We start from the raw sequence: 20,563 nt of genomic DNA on the forward strand, positions 1-20,563 counted from the left end.
CCGACACTCGCTTGGAGATTCCGCATGTTCAGTGATTCTTCCGAGGTGCTCAAGTTCATCAAGGACACGGACGTCAAGTTCCTCGACATCCGTTTCACCGACCTTCCCGGTGTGCAGCAGCACTTCAACATTCCCGCCTCCACTGTCGATGAGGAGTTCTTCTCCGTCGGGCAGCTCTTTGATGGTTCGTCGATTCGTGGTTTTGCGTCGATTCATGAGTCGGATATGCAGTTGATTCCTGATGTGACGACGGCGTATGTGGATCCGTTCCGCGCTGAGCGGACGCTGGTCATGGTGTTCGACATCTTCAACCCGCGTAACGGTGAGGTGTATGGCAAGGATCCGCGTCAGGTGGCGAAGAAGGCGGAGAAGTACCTGGCCTCGACCGGGATCGCGGATACCGCGTTCTTCGCTCCGGAGGCGGAGTTCTACATCTTCGACGATGTGCGGTACGAGGTGAAGCAGAACGGTGCTTTCCATGTTGTGGACTCCGAGGAGGCGGCCTGGAACTCCGGCCGTGTCGAGGAGGGCGGCAACCTGGGTAACAAGACCCCGTACAAGGGCGGCTACTTCCCGGTCTCCCCGGTGGATAAGACCGCGGATCTGCGGGACGACATCTCGTTGAAGCTGATCGACGCCGGACTTCAGCTCGAGCGGGCACACCACGAGGTCGGCACCGGTGGTCAGCAGGAGATCAACTACCGGTTCGACACGATGGTGCACGCCGCGGACGACATCCTGAAGTTCAAGTACATCGTGAAGAACACCGCCGAACTGTGGGGCAAGACGGCCACGTTCATGCCCAAACCGTTGTTCGGTGACAACGGGTCAGGGATGCACACCCACCAGTCGCTGTGGAACGAGGGCAAACCGTTGTTCTACGACGAGGCCGGCTACGGCGGCCTCTCGGATGTGGCCCGCTGGTACATCGGCGGTCTGCTCAAGCACGCCGCCAGTGTGCTCGCGTTCACGAACCCGACGGTGAACTCCTACCACCGCCTGGTCCCCGGGTTCGAAGCCCCGGTGAACCTGGTGTACTCCGCCGGTAACCGGTCCGCCGCGATCCGAATCCCGATCACCGGCACCAACCCGAAAGCCAAGCGCATCGAGTTCCGCGCCCCGGACGCCTCCGGCAACCCCTACCTCGCGTTCGCCGCACAGCTGATGGCCGGTATCGACGGCATCCGCAACCGCATCGAACCCCACGAACCCGTCGACAAAGACCTCTACGAACTCCCGCCCGAGGAAGCCAAGTCCATCCCCCAAGTCCCCGGCACCCTCGACGCCGTCCTGGACGCGCTGGAAGCCGACCACGACTTCCTCACCGCAGGAGGCGTCTTCACCCCCGAACTCATCGAAACCTGGATCGACTACAAACGCGAGAAAGAAATCAAACCCCTCGCGCAGCGACCCCACCCCTTCGAATTCGAGCTCTACTACGGCGTGTGACACCAAGCCGCCAAGGCGCAAGCGGGTCGTCTCCTTCGGGAGGCGGCCCGCTTCGTCGTTCAGTCGCACGTGACGGAGCGCAGATGTCCGTGCACGGTGAGGGTGGGCTGATCCCGGTCCGGTACGCGGCTCGTTCGAGTGCAGTCCCGGGCGTCGTTGCGCGAGCACGGATGGTTCGAACTCAGCGACGTGAGAAGAATGGCGGGGCCGGCATCCCCCCGAACGCCGGCCCCGCCCATGCGTCAGCCGAAGCCGACGACGGATCCGGACGCCATGCCGACACCGTGAGCCGACCCGAACGGCTCGCGGTGCCCGAACATCCGACCGTCCGTGGCGAATGCGACGCCGCAGGCCGTAGCCGCGGCCCGCGCCCTTCGCCCACTCGGACTGCCGGTCATGTGTCCCCCTCTTCGCCGAATCCGATGTGGATAGCAGATCAGAGATTTGACCAGTTGGCAAGGATAGTTTGGACGGGTGTCCAACGGAGACCTCGCCCAACCCTCGAAGATCGGGCGATTATGATCTGCCGAAAGCCTTGCAGGGAGGAGTCCGCATGAGCAGCGCGGCGGCCCGCGGCGAGAACGCGCGCGTCGACAAGTTCGGCGATCGACGCCGTATGCTCGCCGAATCCGCCCTCGCCACCATCGCCGAGCACGGCTATGCCGAGACGGGCCTGCGGGACATCGCACAGCACTCGGGCCTCTCGCACGGCTCGCTGCACTACTACTTCGATGACAAGGACGATCTCATCGCCCTCGCGGTCTGGAACTACAAGGCCGAGTGCGCACGTCGATACGATCCCATCGTCGAGACCGCGGCCGACGGCGTCGAATTCGTCGAACGGATCGGCAGCGAGATGGCCCGCACGATGCGTGAGGATGCGCCACTCCATCGGCTCTGGTACGACCTCCGTAATCAGGCGCTCTTCACCGAGGGATTCCGCGAGACGATCATCGACATCGATCGGCTGCTGGAGGAGATGGTCTGGGCGATCGTCTCCCGGTATGCGGAACTCTCGGGACGACGGCCGGCGCTCAATCAGGAGATCGCGTACTCGCTGGTCGACGGACTGTTCCAGAACGCGCTCATCCGGTTCCTGCGCGGCGACCGAGAGGTCGGCGACCGGCTCAGCGTGGAGATCGGGCTTCTGCTCGATCGCACCCTCGGCGACCCGGTGTGATCGCGCGGCCGGCGGAACGTCCCATGGGCGTCTGGGGTCAGGAGTCGTAGAAGTTGCGCTCGAACACCGCGCGTGACCTCCGCGTCACAGCGAGATACTCCTCCTCCAGCTGCGTCGCGGATCCGCGCGGATAACCGAGCAGGCGCGCTACGCCCTCCAGGGCGCGGCGCTCGGTGGGCAGCAGATCCGAGGTCTTGTCCGTCCAGAGCGTGACCGCGCTGCGCGCACGGGACGCGAGGATCCACGCCTCGCGCAGGCGCGCGGCATCCGTCTCGTCGAGCAGCTCGAGGTCTGCGCAGGCCGTGAGCGCGTCGAGGGTGGACGTCGTGCGGAGTGCCGGCGACGACGCAGCGTGCTGGAGCTGCTGCAACTGGACCAGCCATTCGACGTCGCTGAGCGATCCACGGCCGAGCTTGAGGTGTCGGGCCGGATCCGCCCCCTGGGGCAGTCGCTCGTTCTCGACCCTGGCCTTGATGCGCTTCACCTCACGCACGTCGCGATCAGAGATGGAGGCGGGGTATCTCACGGAATCGGCGAGGGTCGTGAAATCCGCCAGGAGTGCCTCGTCGCCGGCGAAGCCGCGGGCCCGCAGCAGCGCCTGGGCTTCCCAGGTGAGCGACCAACGCTCGTAGTAGGCGCGATACGAGTCCAGAGAGCGTGCCGGTGTGCCGTTCTTGCCCTCCGGCCGCAGGTCGATGTCGAGCTCGAGGGGGAATCTCGCGTCCTCGGTCAGGCGCTTCAACTCGGAGACGATCCTCAGCGCCGCGCTGTGCGCGACCCCGTTGTCGACTCTCTCGCCAGGACGGAACACGTAGATAACGTCGGCATCGGACCCGAAGCCGAGCTCACGTCCCCCGAAGCGCCCCATGGCGATCACCGCGAACTCGAAGTCGACGGTCTGGCGTTCTCGGATCGCCGCCAGGATCCCCGTGATCGTCATCTCCGTGACATCGGTGAGTCCGCGGGCGAGTTCCTCGACGCTGCCGATGCCCAGGATGCCCGCGAACGCCAGTCGGAGCACCTCACGACGTCGCACGGCACGGATGGCGCGCGCCGCGGCATCCGGCGTCGCGTGGCGCTCCAAGATCGCCGCGACCTCGTCGTCGAGGGACGCACGCGAGCGTGCCCGCAGATCGGCGTCGTCGTCGAGCCACGCGACGCTCTCCGGGATGAGTCCCAGCAGTTCGCCGGCGAACCGGGATCCGGAGAGCACGCGCGTCAGTCGCTCAGCTGCGCCGGACGAGTCGCGCAGCATCCGCAGGAACCAGTGGGTGCTGCCGAGATCCTCGCTGAGCCGTCGGAACGTGAGCAGGCCGTAGTCCGGATCCGCGCCATCCGCGAACCACTGCAGCATCACCGGCAGGAGTGTGCGCTGAATGGCGGCCCGACGCGAGACGCCCGCCGTCAGTGCCGCGATGTGCACCAGCGCGCCGTGCGGGTCGACGAATCCGATCGCGGCAAGGCGCGCCTCGGCCTGCTCCCCCGTCAGCGCACTCTCGTCGCCGGGCAGCGCCGCCACGGCAGCCAGCAGCGGACGGTAGAAGAGGCGTTCGTGGAGGCCGCGCACGCGACGCTTGACGCCGTTCCACAGCTCCGTCAGCTCGGCTGCACTCGACACGATGCCTGTCGCCCGTGCGAGTGTGCGCAGTCGGTGTTCGTCGCGGGGCATCAAGTGCGTGCGACGCAGCTCCGACAGCTGGATGCGATGCTCGATGAGCCGGAGCACTCGATAGTCGCGGGCGAACTCGGCGGATTCCGCCCGTCCGATGTACCCGGCTGCCGCCAGCGCTTCGAGGGCCGGCAGCGTTCCCGCGACCCGCACCGCGGCATCCGTGTGTCCGTGCACGAGTTGCAGCAGCTGCACGGTGAACTCGATGTCACGCAGGCCGCCCGGCCCCAGCTTGACCTGGCGGTCGACCTCGTCGGGCGGGATGTTGTCGGTCACCCGCTTGCGCATGCGCTGCACCGACTCCACGAAGTTCTCGCGCGCCGCGCTCGCCCACACCAGGGGACGGATCGCGTCCGCGTACCTCGCCCCGAGCGCGGGGTCCCCGGCGATGGGACGTGCCTTCAGCAGTGCCTGGAACTCCCAGCCCTGCGCCCAGCGGTCGTAGTAGGCCAGGTGGGACTCGAGTGTGCGCACGAGGGCGCCGTCCTTGCCCTCCGGCCGCAGGTTGGCATCGACCTCCCAGAGCGGCGGTTCCACCGCAAAGGAGTCGATCCCGCGCATCGTCAGCGATGCGAGCCGCGTTCCGATGTCGACCGCTCTGGCAGAGGACACTCCTGCCGACTCATCGCCTTCGACAACGTAGATGACGTCGACGTCGCTGAGATAGTTGAGCTCCTCGGCACCCGTCTTGCCCATCCCGATGACGGAGAGACGCGTCGCCGCGACCTGGGCAGCGGGGAATCGTCCCGGCCCGGATCCGGATGCCGCAGCTCGGGCGACGGCGAGCGACGCGTCCAGCGCCGCGCCCGCCAGAGCCGCGAGAGTACGGGCCACGGCGTCGAGGCCCCCGACGGGATCCTCCTGCTGCAGATCGAAGGCGGCGATCTCCGTCAGCCGCGTGCGGTACCTGGCCCGCAGCGCGGTCCACGCTGTCTCATCCTCGGCGGATGCCACGCCGTCGACCGCGCCGACGGCCCCCAGCAGATCGGCGCGCAGCTCCGCCTCGGACGGAAGGGCGTGAATCGGCTGGTCGAAGACGCTCAACGCAGTGGGAACCCGAACCAAGAACTCGGCAAGGCCGCTGGACGCGCCGAGCACGAGAAGGAGCCGTTGCAGTGCATCCGGATCGCTCAGCGTCCCCGCGGTTTCGGCCGGACGTCGCTGCAGAAGCGTCAGAATGCGCGCGAGAGCCGCGTCGGGATCCGCGACCCGCCCCATCAGTCCGAGGAACTCCTCAGGGGTCGGACCGCCGAGGCCGACGAGCTCGTCGAGCTGCGCACGGGCATCGGACAGACCGACGAAGCCGGCTCGCGCCAGTGCGGTCAGCGTGATCGGCGTCATGTGCGACACCCTTCCCGCCGACGCACTGCTCAGAGGATCTCGAGGTTCGTACGGAGCTCGTACGGCGTCACCTGGGCGCGGTACTCACGGAAGTCGCGCTGCTTGTTCGCCAGCACGTAGTTGAAGACCTGCTCCCCCAGCGTCTCGGCGACGAGCTCCGACTCCTCCATGCGCTGGACGGCCTGCTCGAGGCTGGCGGGCAGCGGGTTGAATCCGAGCGCCCGACGCTCTCCGTCGCTCAGAGCCCACACGTCGTCCTCCGCCTCGGCGGGAAGCTCGTACTCCTGCTCGACGCCCTTGAGACCGGCGGCGAGCATCAGCGAGTACGCGAGGTAGGGGTTCGCGGCGGAGTCGATGCCGCGGTACTCGATCCGCGCGCTCTGGCCCTTGCTCGGCTTGTACAACGGCACGCGGACGAGCGCTGAACGATTGTTGTGGCCCCAGCACACGTAGCTCGGCGCCTCGTCGCCGCCCCAGAGCCGCTTGTACGAGTTGACGAACTGGTTCGTGACCGCTGTGATCTCCGGCGCGTGGTGCAGCAGCCCGGCAATGAACTGGCGGGCGACCTTCGAGAGCTGATACTGCGCACCGGCCTCGAAGAAGGCGTTCGTGTCGCCTTCGAAGAGCGACAGGTGTGTGTGCATCCCGCTTCCCGGATGTCCGGTGAGCGGCTTGGGCATGAACGTCGCGTAGACGCCCTGCTCGATCGCCACCTCCTTGATGACCGTGCGGAACGTCATGATGTTGTCGGCCGTGGTCAGCGCATCCGCGTAACGGAGATCGATCTCGTTCTGGCCGGGTCCTGCCTCGTGGTGGCTGAACTCCACGGAGATGCCGAGGTCCTCGAGCATCCGCACCGACCGGCGCCGGAAGTCGTGCGCCGTGCCGCCAGGCACGTTGTCGAAGTATCCGGCCGAGTCCACCGGAACCGGGCCGTTCTCGCCGAACTGCGACGACTTGAGCAGATAGAACTCGATCTCCGGATGCGTGTAGAACGTGAACCCGCGGTCCGCCGCCTTCTCGAGGGTGCGCTTGAGCACGTTGCGAGGGTCGGCGACGGCCGGCTCGCCGTCCGGCGTCGTGATGTCGCAGAACATGCGGGCGGTCGGGTCGATCTCGCCCCGCCACGGCAGGATCTGGAACGTCGTGGGATCCGGGTGCGCCAGCAGGTCGGACTCGAAGGTGCGCGTGAGGCCCTCGATGGCGGATCCGTCGAAGCCGAGGCCCTCCGCGAACGCGCCCTCCACCTCCGCGGGCGCGAGCGCCACCGACTTCAGGGTGCCGACGACGTCGGTGAACCACAGGCGCACGAACTTGACGCCGCGTTCCTCGATGGTGCGGAGCACGAAGTCACGCTGCTTGTCCATCTGACCCCTTTCCTCGTTGTCTAAGGCTAGTGGGTAGGGTGCCGGCGGCGGAGCGTGATCCCGGGCCACCGCGTCCGAGGGCTTCGGCGCCGTCGATAGACTGGCGGGCATGGCTGATCAGGCGAGCACATCGACGTCCGCGCCGGCCGAGGAGCGCCCCTACGGGGGCACTCCAGAGGGCCCCAAGCGTGTCAGAACGCGGCACTTCCAGAACGCGAAGGCGAACGGCATCAAGATCACCGGGTTGACCAGCTATGACATGCTGAGCGCCCGGATCTTCGACGAAGCCGGAATCGACTTCCTGCTCGTCGGCGACTCGGCCGGAAACAACGTGTTCGGGTACGACACCACCCTCCCCGTGCGCGTCGACGACCTCATTCCGCTGACCAGGGCCGTGGCCAATGCGGTGTCGCGTGCGTTCGTCGTGGCCGACATGCCGTTCGGCTCCTACGAGACGGACGTGCAGGACGCGCTGCACACGGCCGTGCGCTTCATGAAGGAGACCGGAGCCCACGCCGTGAAGCTCGAGGGCGGCAAGCGCAGTGCCAAGCAGATCCGGCGCATCGTCGACGCGGGCATCCCCGTCATGGCCCACATCGGCTACACACCACAGAGCGAGCACCAGCTCGGCGGGCACATCATCCAGGGTCGCGGTGACAGCGGCATCGAGTCGCTCCTCGCCGACGCTCACGCCGTCGAGGAGGCCGGCGCGTTCGCCGTCGTGCTCGAGATGGTCCCCGCGGATGCCGCAGCCCAGGTCACGAAAGAGCTCACGATCCCCACGATCGGCGTCGGCGCCGGCCCGCATGTCGACGGTCAGCTTCTCGTCTGGACGGACTGGGCCGGGTTCACGACGGGACGGGTCCCGCGCTTCGTCCGTCAGTACGCGGATCTGAAGGGTGTGCTCGGCGACGCGGCACGTCGCTACAAGGACGACGTCGAGCAGGGTGAGTACCCGGGACCGGAGCACAGCTACTGAGCTGAAGCGCCTGGCGCTCGCGAGCAGAACCTGCGGGTTCGCAGGCTGCCGGGCTCAGCGGTCTTCTTCCGCGTCTTCCTCGGCCCAGCGGGCGCTGTTCTCGCGCAGCTTCTCGAGAGCGTTCTCCGCCTCGGCGTACGTGTCGAACGGACCGACGCGGTCGGGAGCCGGTGACTGGAATCCCTGCTCGACGGCACCGGTCTTGACGTTGTACCAGTACTTGCTCTCGATCTCGTGGTCGAACGGGTCAGCCATAAGCTTGATCTTATGCCCAAGGACTCCGCCGGCCATCTGATCCCCGGCCGCATCTCCCCTCGTCGTGCCGTACCCGATTCCATTGCCAGGCCCGAATACGTCGGCAAGCCGGGGCCGGCACGCGATGACCGCGGCGATGTCTACACGCCCGACGAGATCGAGCTCATCCGCGAGTCAGGGCGCATCGCTGCGCAGGCCATCGCGCTCGTCGGCGAGAACGCCGTTCCCGGTGTGACGACGGAGCACCTGGACGCCCTCGCGCACCAGTTCCTCATCGACAACGGCGCCTATCCGTCGACGCTGGGGTACCGCGGATATCCGAAGTCCATCTGCACGTCCGTCAACGAGGTGATCTGCCACGGCATCCCCGACGACACGGTGCTCGACGAAGGCGACATCGTGAACGTGGACATCACGGCGTTCAAGAACGGCGTGCACGGCGACAGCAACCAGACCTTCATCGTCGGCCAGGCATCCGAGGAGGTGACGCTCCTCGTCGAGCGCACGAGGGAGGCGCTGAACCGAGGCATCAAGGCCGTCGCACCCGGCCGTCAGGTCAACGTCATCGGCCGGGCCATCGAGTCGTACGCGAAGCGGTTCGGATACGGCGTCGTGCGCGACTTCACGGGCCACGGCGTCGGCCGATCGTTCCACTCGGGCCTGATCATCCCGCACTACGACTCGGCGCCGAACTACGACACCGAGATGGTGCCGGGGATGGTCTTCACCATCGAACCGATGCTGACACTCGGCGGATACGACTGGGACATGTGGGCCGACGATTGGACGGTCACCACTAAGGACAAGTCCATCACCGCCCAGTTCGAGCACACGCTCGTGGTCACGGAACGCGGAGCGGAGATCCTGACGCTGCCGTGACCCAATCGCGTGCTGCGCGTCGCACGAACACGGGCGATGCTGGCGGGGCGAGCGGCCTGCTTCATCCGCGCGCCCGGTAGATTCTCCTCATGACCTCCACGACGGCAATCGGTATCGACATCGGCGGAACGGGGATCAAAGGCGGTGTCGTCGATCTCGAGACCGGAGAGCTCGTCAGCGACCGCATCAAGCTCGCCACGCCGAAAGGCGGCGAGCCCGACGACGTCGTTGAGGTGACCCGCGAGGTTCTCGATCGACTCACGGGAGGCAACCCTTCCGACCCGGTAGGCGTGTGCTTCCCTGCGATCGTGAAGGGCGGTCGCACGATGTCCGCGGCGAACGTCTCGAAGAAGTGGATCGGGCTCGATGCGGAGAAGAAATTCGAGAAAGCTCTGGGGCGCGACATCCACTTCGTCAACGATGCCGATGCCGCCGGTTATGCGGAGACCACGTTCGGCGTCGCGAAGGGCGTCGGCGGTCTCGTTATCCTCACGACCCTGGGAACCGGGATCGGCAGCGCCCTCATCTACAACGGCGTCCTCGTGCCCAATGCCGAGCTCGGACACCTCGAGATCGACGGTCACGACGCGGAATCCCGGGCCGCGTACTCGGCGAAAGAGCGCGAAGACCTCGACTGGAAGCACTGGACCAAGCGCCTGAACAAGTACTACGGATGGCTCGAGTTCCTGTTCTCGCCCGACCTCTTCGTGATCGGGGGCGGTGTCTCGAAGAACTGGGACGAGTTCGCGCCCATGCTCGAGCTGAACACGAAGGCCGTTCCCGCGAAGTACCGCAACAATGCCGGGATCCTGGGAGCCGCCGCGCTTGCGTCGAATGACCCGCGGGTCGACAGGGACTGACATCCGCTCGCTGCTCGCACGACGGGCGGGCGTGGGAACGGGCCGGCTGATACGCCGGGTTCTGTTCGGACGCTGCGCTCGGTGGCACAGTCGTCCTGGACGGCCATCTATCTCGGAGCCGCGTTGCCGCGACCCTCTAGCGGTCTACCCGGGAACGAGGCGAGCAGCCTCATGGTTCCCTGTCTGACCTTGCTCCGGACGAGGTTTACCGAGCCGGCCGGGTCACCCCGGTCGCTGGTGGTCTCTTACACCACCGTTTCACCCTTACCCACGCGAACGTGAGCGGTCTGTTTTCTGTGGCACTGTCTCGCGGGTTGCCCCGGGTGGGTGTTACCCACCGTCCTGCTCTGTGGAGCCCGGACGTTCCTCGGCGGTATCCGATACGAGAGCGGATGCCGACGCGACCGTCTTGCCGGCCCGTTCGCCTTCCAGCGTAGCCGAGTCGCGCTGCACGTCCCGCCGGGACGATGCGACGAACGGGCGAGGCTTCCGTGCCGCTGATCTCCGTCAGGAGTTCTCGTCGCGGATCAGGATCGCACCGCTGTCCGGGCAGAGCACCACTTCGTCGGGTGCCGCAGCGCGCACGACGGCGAGGTCGGACGGCGAGAGCTTCATGTTCGAGCCGAGGGAGACACCGCCGACGAGGCGGGCGGCGCCCACTCCATAGCGTCCGCGCTGCTTCTCGTACAGGGCGACGAGGTCGGCGGGGAGTGCCGAGGCGATCGTGGTGCGGTCGGCGGTGGCATCCGTGCGCTTGCGCTCCCACTCCGCGACCTCGCCGTCGCGCGCGGCCTCCAGTCGAGCGACCTCGCCCTCGGTGTCCGCACCCTCGGAATCGATTCCGGCCAGGTCCGCCTCGAGGCCCTCGATGCGCTCCATGATGCTCAGCTCGATGTCCTCGAGGTCGCTGCGTCGCTTGCGCAAAGCCTGCAACTCCGTCTCGAGCGCCGCGACGTCTTTCACGGATGCCGTGTGCTGCAGCCGGTCGGAATCCCGCTCCATGCGCGCTTCGACGACCTTCACGTCCGACTCCATGCGGGTGAGCTCGGCCCTGGCGTCGTCGAGCTCGCCCGACACGGCCAGCCGTCTGCTCCGGATGTCGGCTGCCGTCGGCTCCAAGCTCGCCAATGCCTTCGCCTGCGACGGATTCGCGATCGCCCTCGTCGCCTGGACGATGGCGTTGTCGAGCTCCTGCACTCGCAGGAGCTCTGACTGGTCTCGCGGGTCGGCTTTCACGGCACTCTTCTCCGACCGGGACGACGCCCGGTCTCATCGATCTGAACTACGTTATTGCACCGGTCCGTCACCCGTACCACTTCGCTCTCCGGATCACTGAACGACGGCGAAGTCCCACGGATCCGTGCGCAGCTCGCTCACCTCGACGACAACTTCCGGCAGCGCGTCGCGCAGCTGCCGTGCCGCGGTGTCCAGCCAGAGCCACTCGGCGGCCCAGTGCGACACATCGATCAGTGCCGGTCCGCCGGTGAGCTTGCTCTGCTCGACGAACTCCGACGCCGGATGATGGCGAAGATCCGACGTGATGTACACGTCCGCCGCGCGCACGTCGGGCTCTGCGAGGAATGCGTCGCCCGCGCCGCCGCAGAGGGCGACGGTCGAGATCGGCCGCGCGTAGTCGCCGGCGACGCGGATACCGGTGGCAGTCGGCGGCAAGAGGTCGGCGAGGGTTCGTGCGAGGTGTCCGAGAGTGGTGGGCTCCGGCATCCGTCCGACGCGACCGAGGCCCGAGTCCTCGGATGTTCCCGGCACGAGCGGTCGGGCGTCCACGAGGCCGAGACGCTGAGCGAAGACATCCGAGACGCCGTCTGGCACGACGTCTGCGTTGGTATGGGCCGCGACCAGGGAGCATCCGCTCCGGATGAGCTTGGCGATGAGTGCGCCCTTGTAGCGGTCCTCTGCCACGCTCGTCACGCCGCGCAGCAGGAGCGGATGGTGTACGGCCAGCACGTCGAATCCACCGTCGACCGCTTCATCGACCGTGTCAGACACGGCGTCGACGGCAAGCAGAACGCGGGAGACGGAGCTTTGCGGATCGCCCGTGACAGGTCCCGGCGCATCCCATGGCTCGGCTCCCGAGACGGGCCAGAGCCGTTCGACCACGGAGAGGAATTCGGCGAGAGTCGGCACCCTTCGAGCCTACCGGCGCATGGAGTGCTCACGCCGTGGCGGCGGCCGCGACTCAACGGCTCGCAGCCTCCTGCGCGGGGACCGCCCGTCGGCCGGTCAGGAGCCCCAGCCCCAGGCCCAGGACGAGCGCGATCAGCACCCCGAGATCGGAGCTTGCGAGCGTGCCGTGCGGGTCGACGCCGAGTGCCCGATACAGGAACCCCTCCCACCGAAGCCAGGTCGCGTCTGCTCGCATGAGCCCGAGGCCGATGATGCTGATCACGACGAGTCCGCCGACGTTCCACCAGCGCCAGTCCGGATACACCCCGCCGCGGTGCAGGAGCGAGTCGGTGGCCAGCCGCCGTCGACGCAGCAGGAAGTCGCCCAGGAAGATGCCGGTCCAGGCGGCAATGGGGACGGCGAGCGTCGTCGGGTATCCGAGCACGAGGGAACGAACGTCGGGGACGGCGGCCACCAGTCCTCCGCCGACGAGCGCCACGAGCACACCGAGCGCGATCACGGATCCCCATCGGGGCAGATGGATGCCGACCGCCTGCACCGCGAATCCGCCCGAGTACAGGCTCACGACGAGTGCGGACAACAGGCCGATGGCGATCGCCGCCACGACGGGGATCGCGAACCAGCGCGGGGTTGCGTCCACGAGCATCCGCACGGGATCGGCGGTGAAACCGCCCTCTTGGGCAGGGACCGCGAGCGACACGACCGCGCCGAACAGCACGAGAACGAGCAGCGGCAAGGCTGCGCCCAACCCGGTCCACAGGGCGGTTCCCGTTCCGGCGGATCCGGGGCGCTGGTACCTGGCCAGGTCGCCGCCGGCACTCGCCCAGGCGAGCCCGAGGATGCTGAAGACGAGCACGGCGCCTTCGACCACGACGATCCACTCGCCGAACGGTGCACCGAACACGTGATTCCATCCGCTCCGCGGCCACGCAACGACGATGATCGCCAGCGCGAGGATGGATGACGCGACAGCCGCGATCGCTTGGACGACGGCCACGAGCGCGTAGCCGAAGACGGCGATCGCCACGCAGACCACGATTCCGACGGCGAAGACTGACCAGAGCACGGGGGCCCGATCGGCAGTCCACCCGGATGCGACGGCGGTGTCCGCGATCGTGACGGCCAGCAGCCAGAGGAGCGCAGCGCTCCAGAACAGCCTGATGAGCAGGATCAGCGCCGCCGGCACGGTGTTGCCCACGACGCCGAAGGTCGCACGTGAGACGACGACCGTCGGCTGGCCGCTCCAGACCCCGGTCAGCGAGCTGAGTCCGAGTGGGATGAAGGACAGGGCGATGCCGAGCACCGCGGCGACGAGAACCTGAACCAGGTTGAGGCCGGCGGCGACCAGGATCGCGCCCACCCCGATGATGACGACGGATGCGCCCGTCGCGAACCAGAGCCAGAACAGCCGACTGGCGTTCCCGGCCCGATACTCCAACGGAGTGGGCTCGATGCCGGTCTCCTCGATCGAGAACACCGGCATCGCCTGCGGCGCACCGATGGTGAGAACGTCTTCGCCGGCACGTACGCGCGGCGTGGCGATCGGAACCAGGCCGAACTCGCCCGACACCACATCATCGACGTCTTCGGGCACGTCGACGTCGAGCTCGTCATCCGCGATGACCGGCACTTCGGCGGTGGCAGGACGATCGGGCCCGGTCGCACCGACGCCCTGTCCGGCGTTCGCGGGTGCTTCGCCCTCGTCGATGGGCGGAACGTGCTCGTTCGCAACGGCCTCGCCGTCGTCTGCCGAGGTCGCGCCGTCGTCTGCTGCGGTGGCATCCGCGTTGCTGCCGACGGCCGGTCCAGACGGAACGGCTTCTGCCGAGGCGGCCGCCGCGAACACGGCAGCCGCCCGCTCCGGAGATCGTCTCGCGGTGCTCGGGATCGTGTCGTCGATGTCGGGATCGTCGGAGGGGCGGGCTCGCGGGATCGTGTCGTCGGTAGGCGTCTTGTCTGCGACATCGTGTTCCCCTTCCGCCGCGGGCGCCGTGTCTCCTGCCGGTGGAGCCGTCTCCCCTCCCGCTTGGGCCGTCTCCCCGGCCGCCGGAGTCCTCTCCTCTGCCGCTGGAGCGATCCCCTCCGGCCCCCGCCGTGAGGCGATCAGGGCCTCCAGACGCTCGATGGCGGCGAGAGTGTCGCCCTGATCGGCCTGTTCCGCGATCTCCCGCTCGACAGCGGTCTTCGGCTCGTACGGAGGCTCCGGCGCCTTCACCGGGGTGAAGAGCGACTCGGGACGGATGATCGGCAGCGACGCCGTGAGCAGTGACACCTCGTGTTCGAGCGCGTTGGCGATCTCGTCGTCATCGTGAGTGTCACCGCGGTCGTCGCCGGACTTCGGACCGTCGTCCGCGTCGGTGTGCTCGGCAGAACCCGACGCTTGCGCGGGAGGCGCCTCGGGTGCGGGCGGACGCAACAACGGCGCATCCGGCACGCCATCGTCGACACTGTTCTCGCTGTCGCTGGCTGCGGGAGCGTCGGGCCTCGCTGCCGGCGCATCCCTCGGCGGCACGAAGCTCGTGCGCCGGCGTGGCGGCTCGGGCACCGTGTCGTCGTCCGGCTCCCCCAAGTCGGTCCCCATAGCGTGAGCCTATCGACGGATGCGCGCCCCATCAGGTCTCCACACGCAAGTCACCCATCACGGCGGTGAGGTGCCATCGACGCCCGCGCTCACGACGTACCATCGGGAGTCATGGACTCGGCGATCCCCACACCGTACGAAGACCTCCTCCGCGACGTGCTCGAACACGGATCGCCCAAGTCCGATCGGACCGGAACGGGCACGCGCAGCGTCTTCGGCCGACAGCTGCGCTTCGACCTCGCCAAAGGCTTCCCGCTCATCACCACGAAGCGTGTGCATTTCCGCTCCGTCGCCTACGAATTGCTCTGGTTCCTCCGCGGCGACTCGAACGTCCGCTGGCTTCAGGAGCATGGCGTCACGATCTGGGACGAGTGGGCCGACGAGGACGGCGGCCTCGGTCCGGTGTACGGGGTGCAATGGCGATCGTGGCCGACCCCGGACGGCGGCCACCTCGACCAGATCTCGGCCGTGCTCGACACTCTGCGGCGGGATCCTGATTCCCGTCGGATGATCGTGTCGGCCTGGAACGTCGCCGAGATCCCGCAGATGGCGCTTGCGCCGTGCCACGCGTTGTTCCAGTTCTACGTGGCGGACGGCAAATTGTCGTGCCAGCTCTACCAGCGCAGCGCCGACCTCTTCCTCGGCGTCCCCTTCAACATCGCCAGCTATGCACTTCTGACCCATCTCGTCGCCGATCAGGTCGGCCTCGAGCCGGGCGAGTTCGTCTGGACGGGTGGGGACTGCCACATCTACGACAACCACGTCGACCAGGTGCGCGAGCAACTCTCGAGGACGCCGTTCCCTGCGCCGCGACTGGCGATCACGCGGCATCCGGAGAGCATCTTCGACTACGAGTTCGAGGACTTCGAGGTGGTCGGCTACCAGCACCATCCGGCGATCCGTGCAGCTGTCGCCGTATGACCATCGGGCTGATCTGGGCGCAGGCGAACGGTGGGGTGATCGGTGCGGCCGGCGGGATCCCGTGGCACGTGTCGGAAGACAGCAGGCACTTCCGCGCCGTGACGACGGGTGGAGACGTCGTGATGGGGCGCAAGACGTGGGATTCTCTGCCCCCCAGGTTCCGCCCGTTGCCCGGCCGGCGCAATATCGTCGTCTCGCGTGACGTCGAGTGGCGCGCGGATGGAGCAGAGCGCGTCGGCTCCGTCGCGGAGGCTCTCGCACTGACGGAGGGCGACGTCTGGATCATGGGCGGCGGGCAGATCTATGCGGAGGCGATCGACCTCGCAGACCGCCTCGAGGTGACGGAGATCGAACTGGACGTGACCGGGGACACGGTCGCTCCCGCCATCGACGAGGGTTGGCGTCTTGCCGCCGTCGAACCTGCGGCGGGCTGGGCTACCGGAGTATCGGGCGTGCGGTACCGGTTCCTGAGCTACGAAAGGCTCTGATCCTCTGCTGATCCGTCGCGACCGCTGAAGCCGCCACCCCGTCCCGGACGGCGCTGTCCCACACCCGCAGTGCAGCCTCAGCGGATCAGGAAAGTCAGCCGATGGTCAGCGGGAGCGGTAGGGCGACCGACCCATCTGAAAGGCGGCGCCGATCCCGAGAATCACTCCGACGATGCCGATGACGCCGATGATTCCCCAGAGGATCGCTTCAACCATGACGCCTATTATTCCATCGCCCCGCGCAGTTCGTGCGCAGGGCGGGGTCGGGTCCCGTCGGCATCGACGAATACATGCCCGCAAAACCCGGGAATACGCCCAGCGCACGTTGTCCCCCTTGGTGGCCGGTGCCAGACTCGTAGGACGAGCAGGTATTCGGCTGAACCAGTGGGTACGGGGACTTTCAGAGGCATGTCAGGGCAGTCGCGGGCCGGTGCATCGTGGAGACGTGGTGCGGGCATCCGACGCACGGCAGTGCTCTGCACCATTCTGCTGACGGCGACGTTCGGCGGAATCGGTGCCGCGCGTGCCGACGACTGCGTCTCCGAATGCGGCACATCCACTCCTTCGCCGACCACGACATCCACAGGGACCCCGACGCCGACGCCGGACCCGTCGACCACGTCCACCCCGGATCCGACCGGAACGTCATCGCCCGATCCGACGGACACCTCCACTCCGGATCCGACCGGAACTCCCACGCCGACGGACACCGCCACGCCGACCCCGGCGGACGGTGACACCGGTGATCCGTCCAGTGTCCCGTCGCCCGAGTCGACCGGAGACGGCGATTCCGCGGCGCTCACGGACAGCGGCGGGCTCAGTGACAGTGCGATGCAGGCGCTCCAAGACGCGATCGACAAGGCGCAGGGTGCGCTGGACAGTGCGCAGTCGATGCTCGATTCCGCGACAACCGATTACGACTCGGCCAAAGCGGCTCACGCCAGCGCGAAGACGCTCGCCACGGCGGCGGACCGGATCGCCAAGAACGCCGACACCGCAGCGAAGGCCGCCGCGGCGAAGCTGATGGTGGCGCTCAATCAGTCGCACGCCGACTCCGCGACGACCACACTCGGCGCGGTGCTGGGTGGTCCAGGGGGGTCATCCAGCAGCGAGAACCTCCTGCAGCGGCTCACCGCCGCGAACCAACTGGGCAACATGCACGGCCCTCTTGACACGCTCACCGCGCGGGCCATTTCCACCGCCAAGCGCGCGAACGCATTGAAGACAGCGGCTCAGAAGGCGGATGCCACGCTCGCGTCCGTCCCACTGGACCAGAAGAAGACGGCGAAGAAGGCGGCCCAATCCCTAGTCGACGCTGCGCAGGCATCCCTCGACGCGGCCATCAACGCGATGGTCGAGGCGTCGAGCGGCACCGCGGACGACAGCTTCGACGACGACTTCCGCCTGTCGTCCGGGAGCTGGGTCGACCCGGTGAAGGGTCCCATCACCGACGTGTTCGGTCCGCGTCCGTCGCAGCCTGCAGGCACGCCCGTCTTCCATCCCGGCGTCGACATCGGCGCAGCGTGCATGACCGTCATCGTCGCCGCGGCCGACGGCACCGTCAGCTTCGCCGGACCGTACAGCGGGTACGGGAACTTCATCCTCATCGACCACGGGGACGGTGTGCAGACCGCATACGGACACATCTCCGACGGCACCATCATGGTCTCCCCCGGTCAGCAGGTGACGGCCGGCCAGCCGATCGCGCGAGTCGGAAGCACGGGCGAATCGACCGGATGCCACCTGCACATCGAGGTTCGCATCGACGGCACGGCGATCGATCCGATGCCGTTCTTCGCCAATCGCGATGTGACACTCGGCCAGTGACAGTCGCCACCCGTCACTCCGTGATCGCGGATTGCGATCGTCGGAGAGAACGGACGAGAGAAGTCGACGCTCCTGCACGTTCTCGCCGGCGCGCTGCTGCCCGACAGCGGAACTGTCCAGCGCATCGGACGACAGCTGCCCACAGCCGGGTCGGCATCCGGTAGGAGAACCGTCTTCGGCGTGAACCACGATCTTCCGGTCGAGGTGGCTGTGTGCTTCGCAAAGCCGCGCGATCTCGCACCGCGACTGGCGGCATCCGAAGCGGTCATCCTTCTCCTCGTCGTGAGCGGAGGCGGCAAGAAGTGACGGTGCGACCCCGACCGTCGCAGAGATGGACCGGGCGTCTCGGCACGCGGCTTCTAATGCTGCGCGCGGCGTGCTTGTCTGGTCTCTGCGATGACGGCAAAGGCGTCCGCTACCGCACCGATGTGGCTGAGCTTGTCGGGGTTGAGCACGGTGCGGATCGTTTGGATATGACCGTCGACGATGTCGAGCGTCCAGGTGTTGATGACGCGGTTCTCTCGATCGCGGAAGATCGCGCCGGGTTGCCCGTTGATCTCGTGCGGCTCGATCTGCACGCCGGCGTTGAAGAAGCCGGGCGCCATCGAGACGATCAGACGAGCGACGGCCGCGGCGCCGAAGATTCCGTTGCCCCATCTCGGAGCCTTGCCGCCGCTGTCGGCGACGAGTTGCACGTCCGCGGTGAGGAGTTCTTGCAGGCCGTCGACGTCGCCTTCGCGGAGTGCGTCGAGGAACCTGGCGGCGAGTTCAGCGCGCACGCGGCGGTCCGCCTCGAAGCGCGGACGCCCGGCATCCATGTGATGTCGGGCACGGGCGGCGAGCTGCCGGCAGGCCGCTTCGTTGCGTCCGAGTGTCGCCGCGATCTCCTCGTAGTCGTAGTCGAACACTTCGCGCAGCACGAAGACCGCGCGTTCAAGCGGGGTGAGCTGTTCGAGGAGAAGGAGGGCCGCCATCGATACGGAGTCCGCGAGTTCCGCCGCGCGGGCGGGATCTTCGTAGCGTTCGTCGACGAGCGGTTCGGGGAACCAGTCGCCGACATAGTGCTCGCGTCGGACCCGTGCTGAGCGCAGCACGTCGATGGAGATCCTGGTGACCATGGCGGAGAGAAGCGCCTTGGAGGACGCGGGGGTCGCTTCTGTGGCGTCGTAGCGCAGCCAGGTCTCCTGGACGGCGTCTTCCGCTTCGCTCACGCTGCCGAGGATGCGGTACGCGATCGCAAACAACAGCGGGCGGAACTGCTCGAAGTCCTCGACCTTCGTCACGCCAGCACCTCTCTGAACCCCTCACGCCAGGAGCGGTAGCGCGGTTCCCATCCAAGCACGCGCTTCGCTTTGGAGTTCGAGAATCCGCGGCCCTCGGTCATCATCACCACGGCAGCATCTCCGGCGAGCGGTCTGGCGAGCCAGACCGGCACCCGCAGCGGGGGCTTCCCTCCTGCGCAGGCTGCCAGGTGCGGCAGCCAATCGCCTGCCGGTGCCGGCTCGTCGTCGACGATGTTGAAGGTGCCACGTGCATTCTGCTCGATCGCCAGGAGCGTGGCGCTCGCGGCATCTTCGCAATGCACCCAGGACGCGTGCCCCGCCCCGCTTCCGATGACGGGGAACTGCCGCTTGCGTGCAACCTCAGCCACGCTGTCGAGCGCGCCCGGCCCGTAGAGCCAGCCGTAGCGCAATACCGTGCCGTCCACCTTGCGGGTGGCGTCCTCGACATACCGGACCGCCGCCATCACCGGCTCGGCAACCGTTCCGACCATCGGGTCGAGCGGTGCTTCCTCGTCCTTCACCCAGCCGCCCTCGCGGATGCCGTTCCAGCTTCCGTAGCTCTGTGAGACGACGTGCGCGACGCCGGATGCTTCGGCAGCTGCGAGGAGATGGTCGGTGCCCTCCCTGCGAAGTCGACTCGTCGTCGCGAACCACCGATCCATGTGCTTCATGTCCGGGGCACCGGCCAGCGCGGTCAGCTCATGCACGATCACATCCGGGCGGGCCTTCGCGACCGCATCGCTGACCGCGGCAGCGTCGAGGCCGTCCATGACGGCGGCGGTGGCACCCCAGGACTCGATCACGGCGGTCTTCCCGGGTGCAGTGGTCGTCGCCGTAACGTCGTGCCCCCGCGCCACGAGTTGTGGCACGAGCCGCTGCCCGAGTACCCCGGTTCCGCCCGCAACAAACACTCGCATCGCGATCTCCTTCTGAGTCCGTACGGTGCGAACTCACCTATCAAGACGACGCGGGCGCAGCCCGTGTGACATCTCACGCAGATTTCGAGCAGGGGTGCGATGTCATGGCGCGGCCGGCTCATCGAGCGGGCGTTCCGCGCACATGCGACCGAGAACTACTCGACCAGCGCACCGCACCAGCAACGGACGGGCCGCTGTCGCACGAGCCGCTGATCGCGCCCGAGGTCCGGTGCCGAATGCAGACCGAACTCGGCGCCCGTCAGGTCTCGGGGTGGAGAGCCGGGCGCACGACCTTTGCAGGCGACATGTAATGCGGCACGAGAGTCTTGTGGTGGGCCCTGCCGGGATCGAACCGACGACATCCACGGTGTAAACGTGGCGCTCTACCGACTGAGCTAAAGGCCCGCGCGTGCAGTCTACCG

16 protein-coding genes, 1 tRNA gene, 1 other RNA gene and 1 pseudogene are annotated in these 20,563 nt (G+C 67.4%); 9 read left to right on the forward strand and 10 right to left on the reverse strand.

Annotated features, from left to right (window positions below; genetic code table 11):
* Positions 1 to 24 precede the first annotated feature (24 nt).
* Together glnA (ACX9R5_RS12560) and ACX9R5_RS12565 are read left to right on the forward strand one after the other, a co-directional pair.
* Complete coding sequence (gene glnA, locus ACX9R5_RS12560) at positions 25 to 1,449, forward strand: type I glutamate--ammonia ligase (protein ID WP_459409370.1); 1,425 nt, start codon at positions 25 to 27, stop codon at positions 1,447 to 1,449.
* Between the two features lie 553 nt (positions 1,450 to 2,002).
* A complete protein-coding gene (locus ACX9R5_RS12565) occupies positions 2,003 to 2,629 on the forward strand; it encodes a TetR/AcrR family transcriptional regulator (RefSeq protein ID WP_459409371.1) in 627 nt (208 codons plus the stop codon).
* Positions 2,630 to 2,666: 37 nt separating this feature from the next.
* On the opposite strand, the gene ACX9R5_RS12570 is transcribed toward ACX9R5_RS12565, so the two are convergent.
* Both ACX9R5_RS12570 and glnA (ACX9R5_RS12575) read right to left on the reverse strand, forming a co-directional pair.
* A complete protein-coding gene (locus ACX9R5_RS12570; RefSeq protein WP_459409372.1) occupies positions 2,667 to 5,639 on the reverse strand; it encodes a bifunctional [glutamine synthetase] adenylyltransferase/[glutamine synthetase]-adenylyl-L-tyrosine phosphorylase in 2,973 nt (990 codons plus the stop codon).
* Between the two features lie 29 nt (positions 5,640 to 5,668).
* Positions 5,669 to 7,006, reverse strand: coding sequence for a type I glutamate--ammonia ligase (gene glnA, locus ACX9R5_RS12575; protein ID WP_459409373.1), 1,338 nt, complete (start codon positions 7,004 to 7,006; stop codon positions 5,669 to 5,671).
* Between the two features lie 109 nt (positions 7,007 to 7,115).
* On the opposite strand from glnA (ACX9R5_RS12575), the gene panB reads away from it, so the two are divergent.
* Complete coding sequence (gene panB, locus ACX9R5_RS12580; protein WP_459409374.1) at positions 7,116 to 7,985, forward strand: 3-methyl-2-oxobutanoate hydroxymethyltransferase; 870 nt, start codon at positions 7,116 to 7,118, stop codon at positions 7,983 to 7,985.
* 54 nt (positions 7,986 to 8,039) lie between these two features.
* On the opposite strand, the gene ACX9R5_RS12585 is transcribed toward panB, so the two are convergent.
* Positions 8,040 to 8,240, reverse strand: coding sequence for an SPOR domain-containing protein (locus ACX9R5_RS12585; RefSeq protein ID WP_459409375.1), 201 nt, complete (start codon positions 8,238 to 8,240; stop codon positions 8,040 to 8,042).
* Between the two features lie 12 nt (positions 8,241 to 8,252).
* Here ACX9R5_RS12585 and map point away from each other — a divergent pair, with 12 nt between their 5' ends.
* Both map and ppgK read left to right on the forward strand, forming a co-directional pair.
* On the forward strand, positions 8,253 to 9,119 hold the full coding sequence (map, locus tag ACX9R5_RS12590; RefSeq protein ID WP_459409376.1) for a type I methionyl aminopeptidase: 867 nt from the start codon (positions 8,253 to 8,255) through the stop codon (positions 9,117 to 9,119).
* Between the two features lie 89 nt (positions 9,120 to 9,208).
* Entirely contained in the window at positions 9,209 to 9,979 is a 771-nt protein-coding gene (gene ppgK, locus ACX9R5_RS12595) for a polyphosphate--glucose phosphotransferase (protein WP_459409377.1), read from the forward strand.
* 34 nt (positions 9,980 to 10,013) lie between these two features.
* Here the strand turns inward: ppgK and rnpB are convergent.
* From rnpB to ACX9R5_RS12615, 4 genes are all read right to left on the reverse strand, one after another.
* Positions 10,014 to 10,399, reverse strand: an RNA gene (rnpB, locus tag ACX9R5_RS12600) — RNase P RNA component class A.
* Positions 10,400 to 10,486: 87 nt separating this feature from the next.
* Positions 10,487 to 11,215 (reverse strand): zinc ribbon domain-containing protein, encoded by a 729-nt coding sequence (locus tag ACX9R5_RS12605; RefSeq protein WP_459409378.1) that lies wholly within the window; start codon positions 11,213 to 11,215, stop codon positions 10,487 to 10,489.
* A 93-nt stretch (positions 11,216 to 11,308) separates the two neighbouring features.
* Positions 11,309 to 12,124: a Nif3-like dinuclear metal center hexameric protein gene (locus tag ACX9R5_RS12610; protein WP_459409379.1), complete on the reverse strand. Its 816-nt coding sequence runs from the start codon at positions 12,122 to 12,124 to the stop codon at positions 11,309 to 11,311.
* A gap of 52 nt (positions 12,125 to 12,176) precedes the next feature.
* Positions 12,177 to 14,705: a purine-cytosine permease family protein gene (locus ACX9R5_RS12615; RefSeq protein WP_459409380.1), complete on the reverse strand. Its 2,529-nt coding sequence runs from the start codon at positions 14,703 to 14,705 to the stop codon at positions 12,177 to 12,179.
* A gap of 111 nt (positions 14,706 to 14,816) precedes the next feature.
* Between ACX9R5_RS12615 and ACX9R5_RS12620 the strand changes: the two genes are divergently transcribed.
* From ACX9R5_RS12620 to ACX9R5_RS12635, 4 genes and pseudogenes are all read left to right on the forward strand, one after another.
* Positions 14,817 to 15,626, forward strand: a complete 810-nt coding sequence (locus tag ACX9R5_RS12620; RefSeq protein ID WP_459409381.1) for a thymidylate synthase — start codon at positions 14,817 to 14,819, stop codon at positions 15,624 to 15,626.
* Positions 15,623 to 16,114 carry a dihydrofolate reductase gene (locus tag ACX9R5_RS12625; RefSeq protein WP_459409382.1) on the forward strand — a complete coding sequence of 164 codons (492 nt, stop codon included), beginning with the start codon at positions 15,623 to 15,625 and terminating at the stop codon, positions 16,112 to 16,114. The genes ACX9R5_RS12620 and ACX9R5_RS12625 overlap by 4 nt, the downstream gene beginning before the upstream one ends.
* Positions 16,115 to 16,522: 408 nt before the next feature.
* Positions 16,523 to 17,941 (forward strand): M23 family metallopeptidase, encoded by a 1,419-nt coding sequence (locus tag ACX9R5_RS12630; protein ID WP_459409383.1) that lies wholly within the window; start codon positions 16,523 to 16,525, stop codon positions 17,939 to 17,941.
* A gap of 24 nt (positions 17,942 to 17,965) precedes the next feature.
* Positions 17,966 to 18,247, forward strand: a pseudogene (locus tag ACX9R5_RS12635) (ATP-binding cassette domain-containing protein); the annotation flags it as partial.
* 53 nt (positions 18,248 to 18,300) lie between these two features.
* On the opposite strand, the gene ACX9R5_RS12640 reads toward ACX9R5_RS12635, so the two are convergent.
* The 3 genes from ACX9R5_RS12640 to ACX9R5_RS12650 form a co-directional block, all read right to left on the reverse strand.
* Positions 18,301 to 19,224, reverse strand: a complete 924-nt coding sequence (locus tag ACX9R5_RS12640; protein WP_459409384.1) for an RNA polymerase sigma-70 factor — start codon at positions 19,222 to 19,224, stop codon at positions 18,301 to 18,303.
* Positions 19,221 to 20,141, reverse strand: coding sequence for an NAD-dependent epimerase/dehydratase family protein (locus tag ACX9R5_RS12645; protein WP_459409385.1), 921 nt, complete (start codon positions 20,139 to 20,141; stop codon positions 19,221 to 19,223). The genes ACX9R5_RS12640 and ACX9R5_RS12645 overlap by 4 nt, the downstream gene beginning before the upstream one ends.
* A gap of 329 nt (positions 20,142 to 20,470) precedes the next feature.
* Positions 20,471 to 20,546, reverse strand: a tRNA-Val gene (locus ACX9R5_RS12650).
* Between the last annotated feature and the right edge of the window lie 17 nt (positions 20,547 to 20,563).

This window comes from Rathayibacter sp. CAU 1779, from assembly GCF_054551755.1.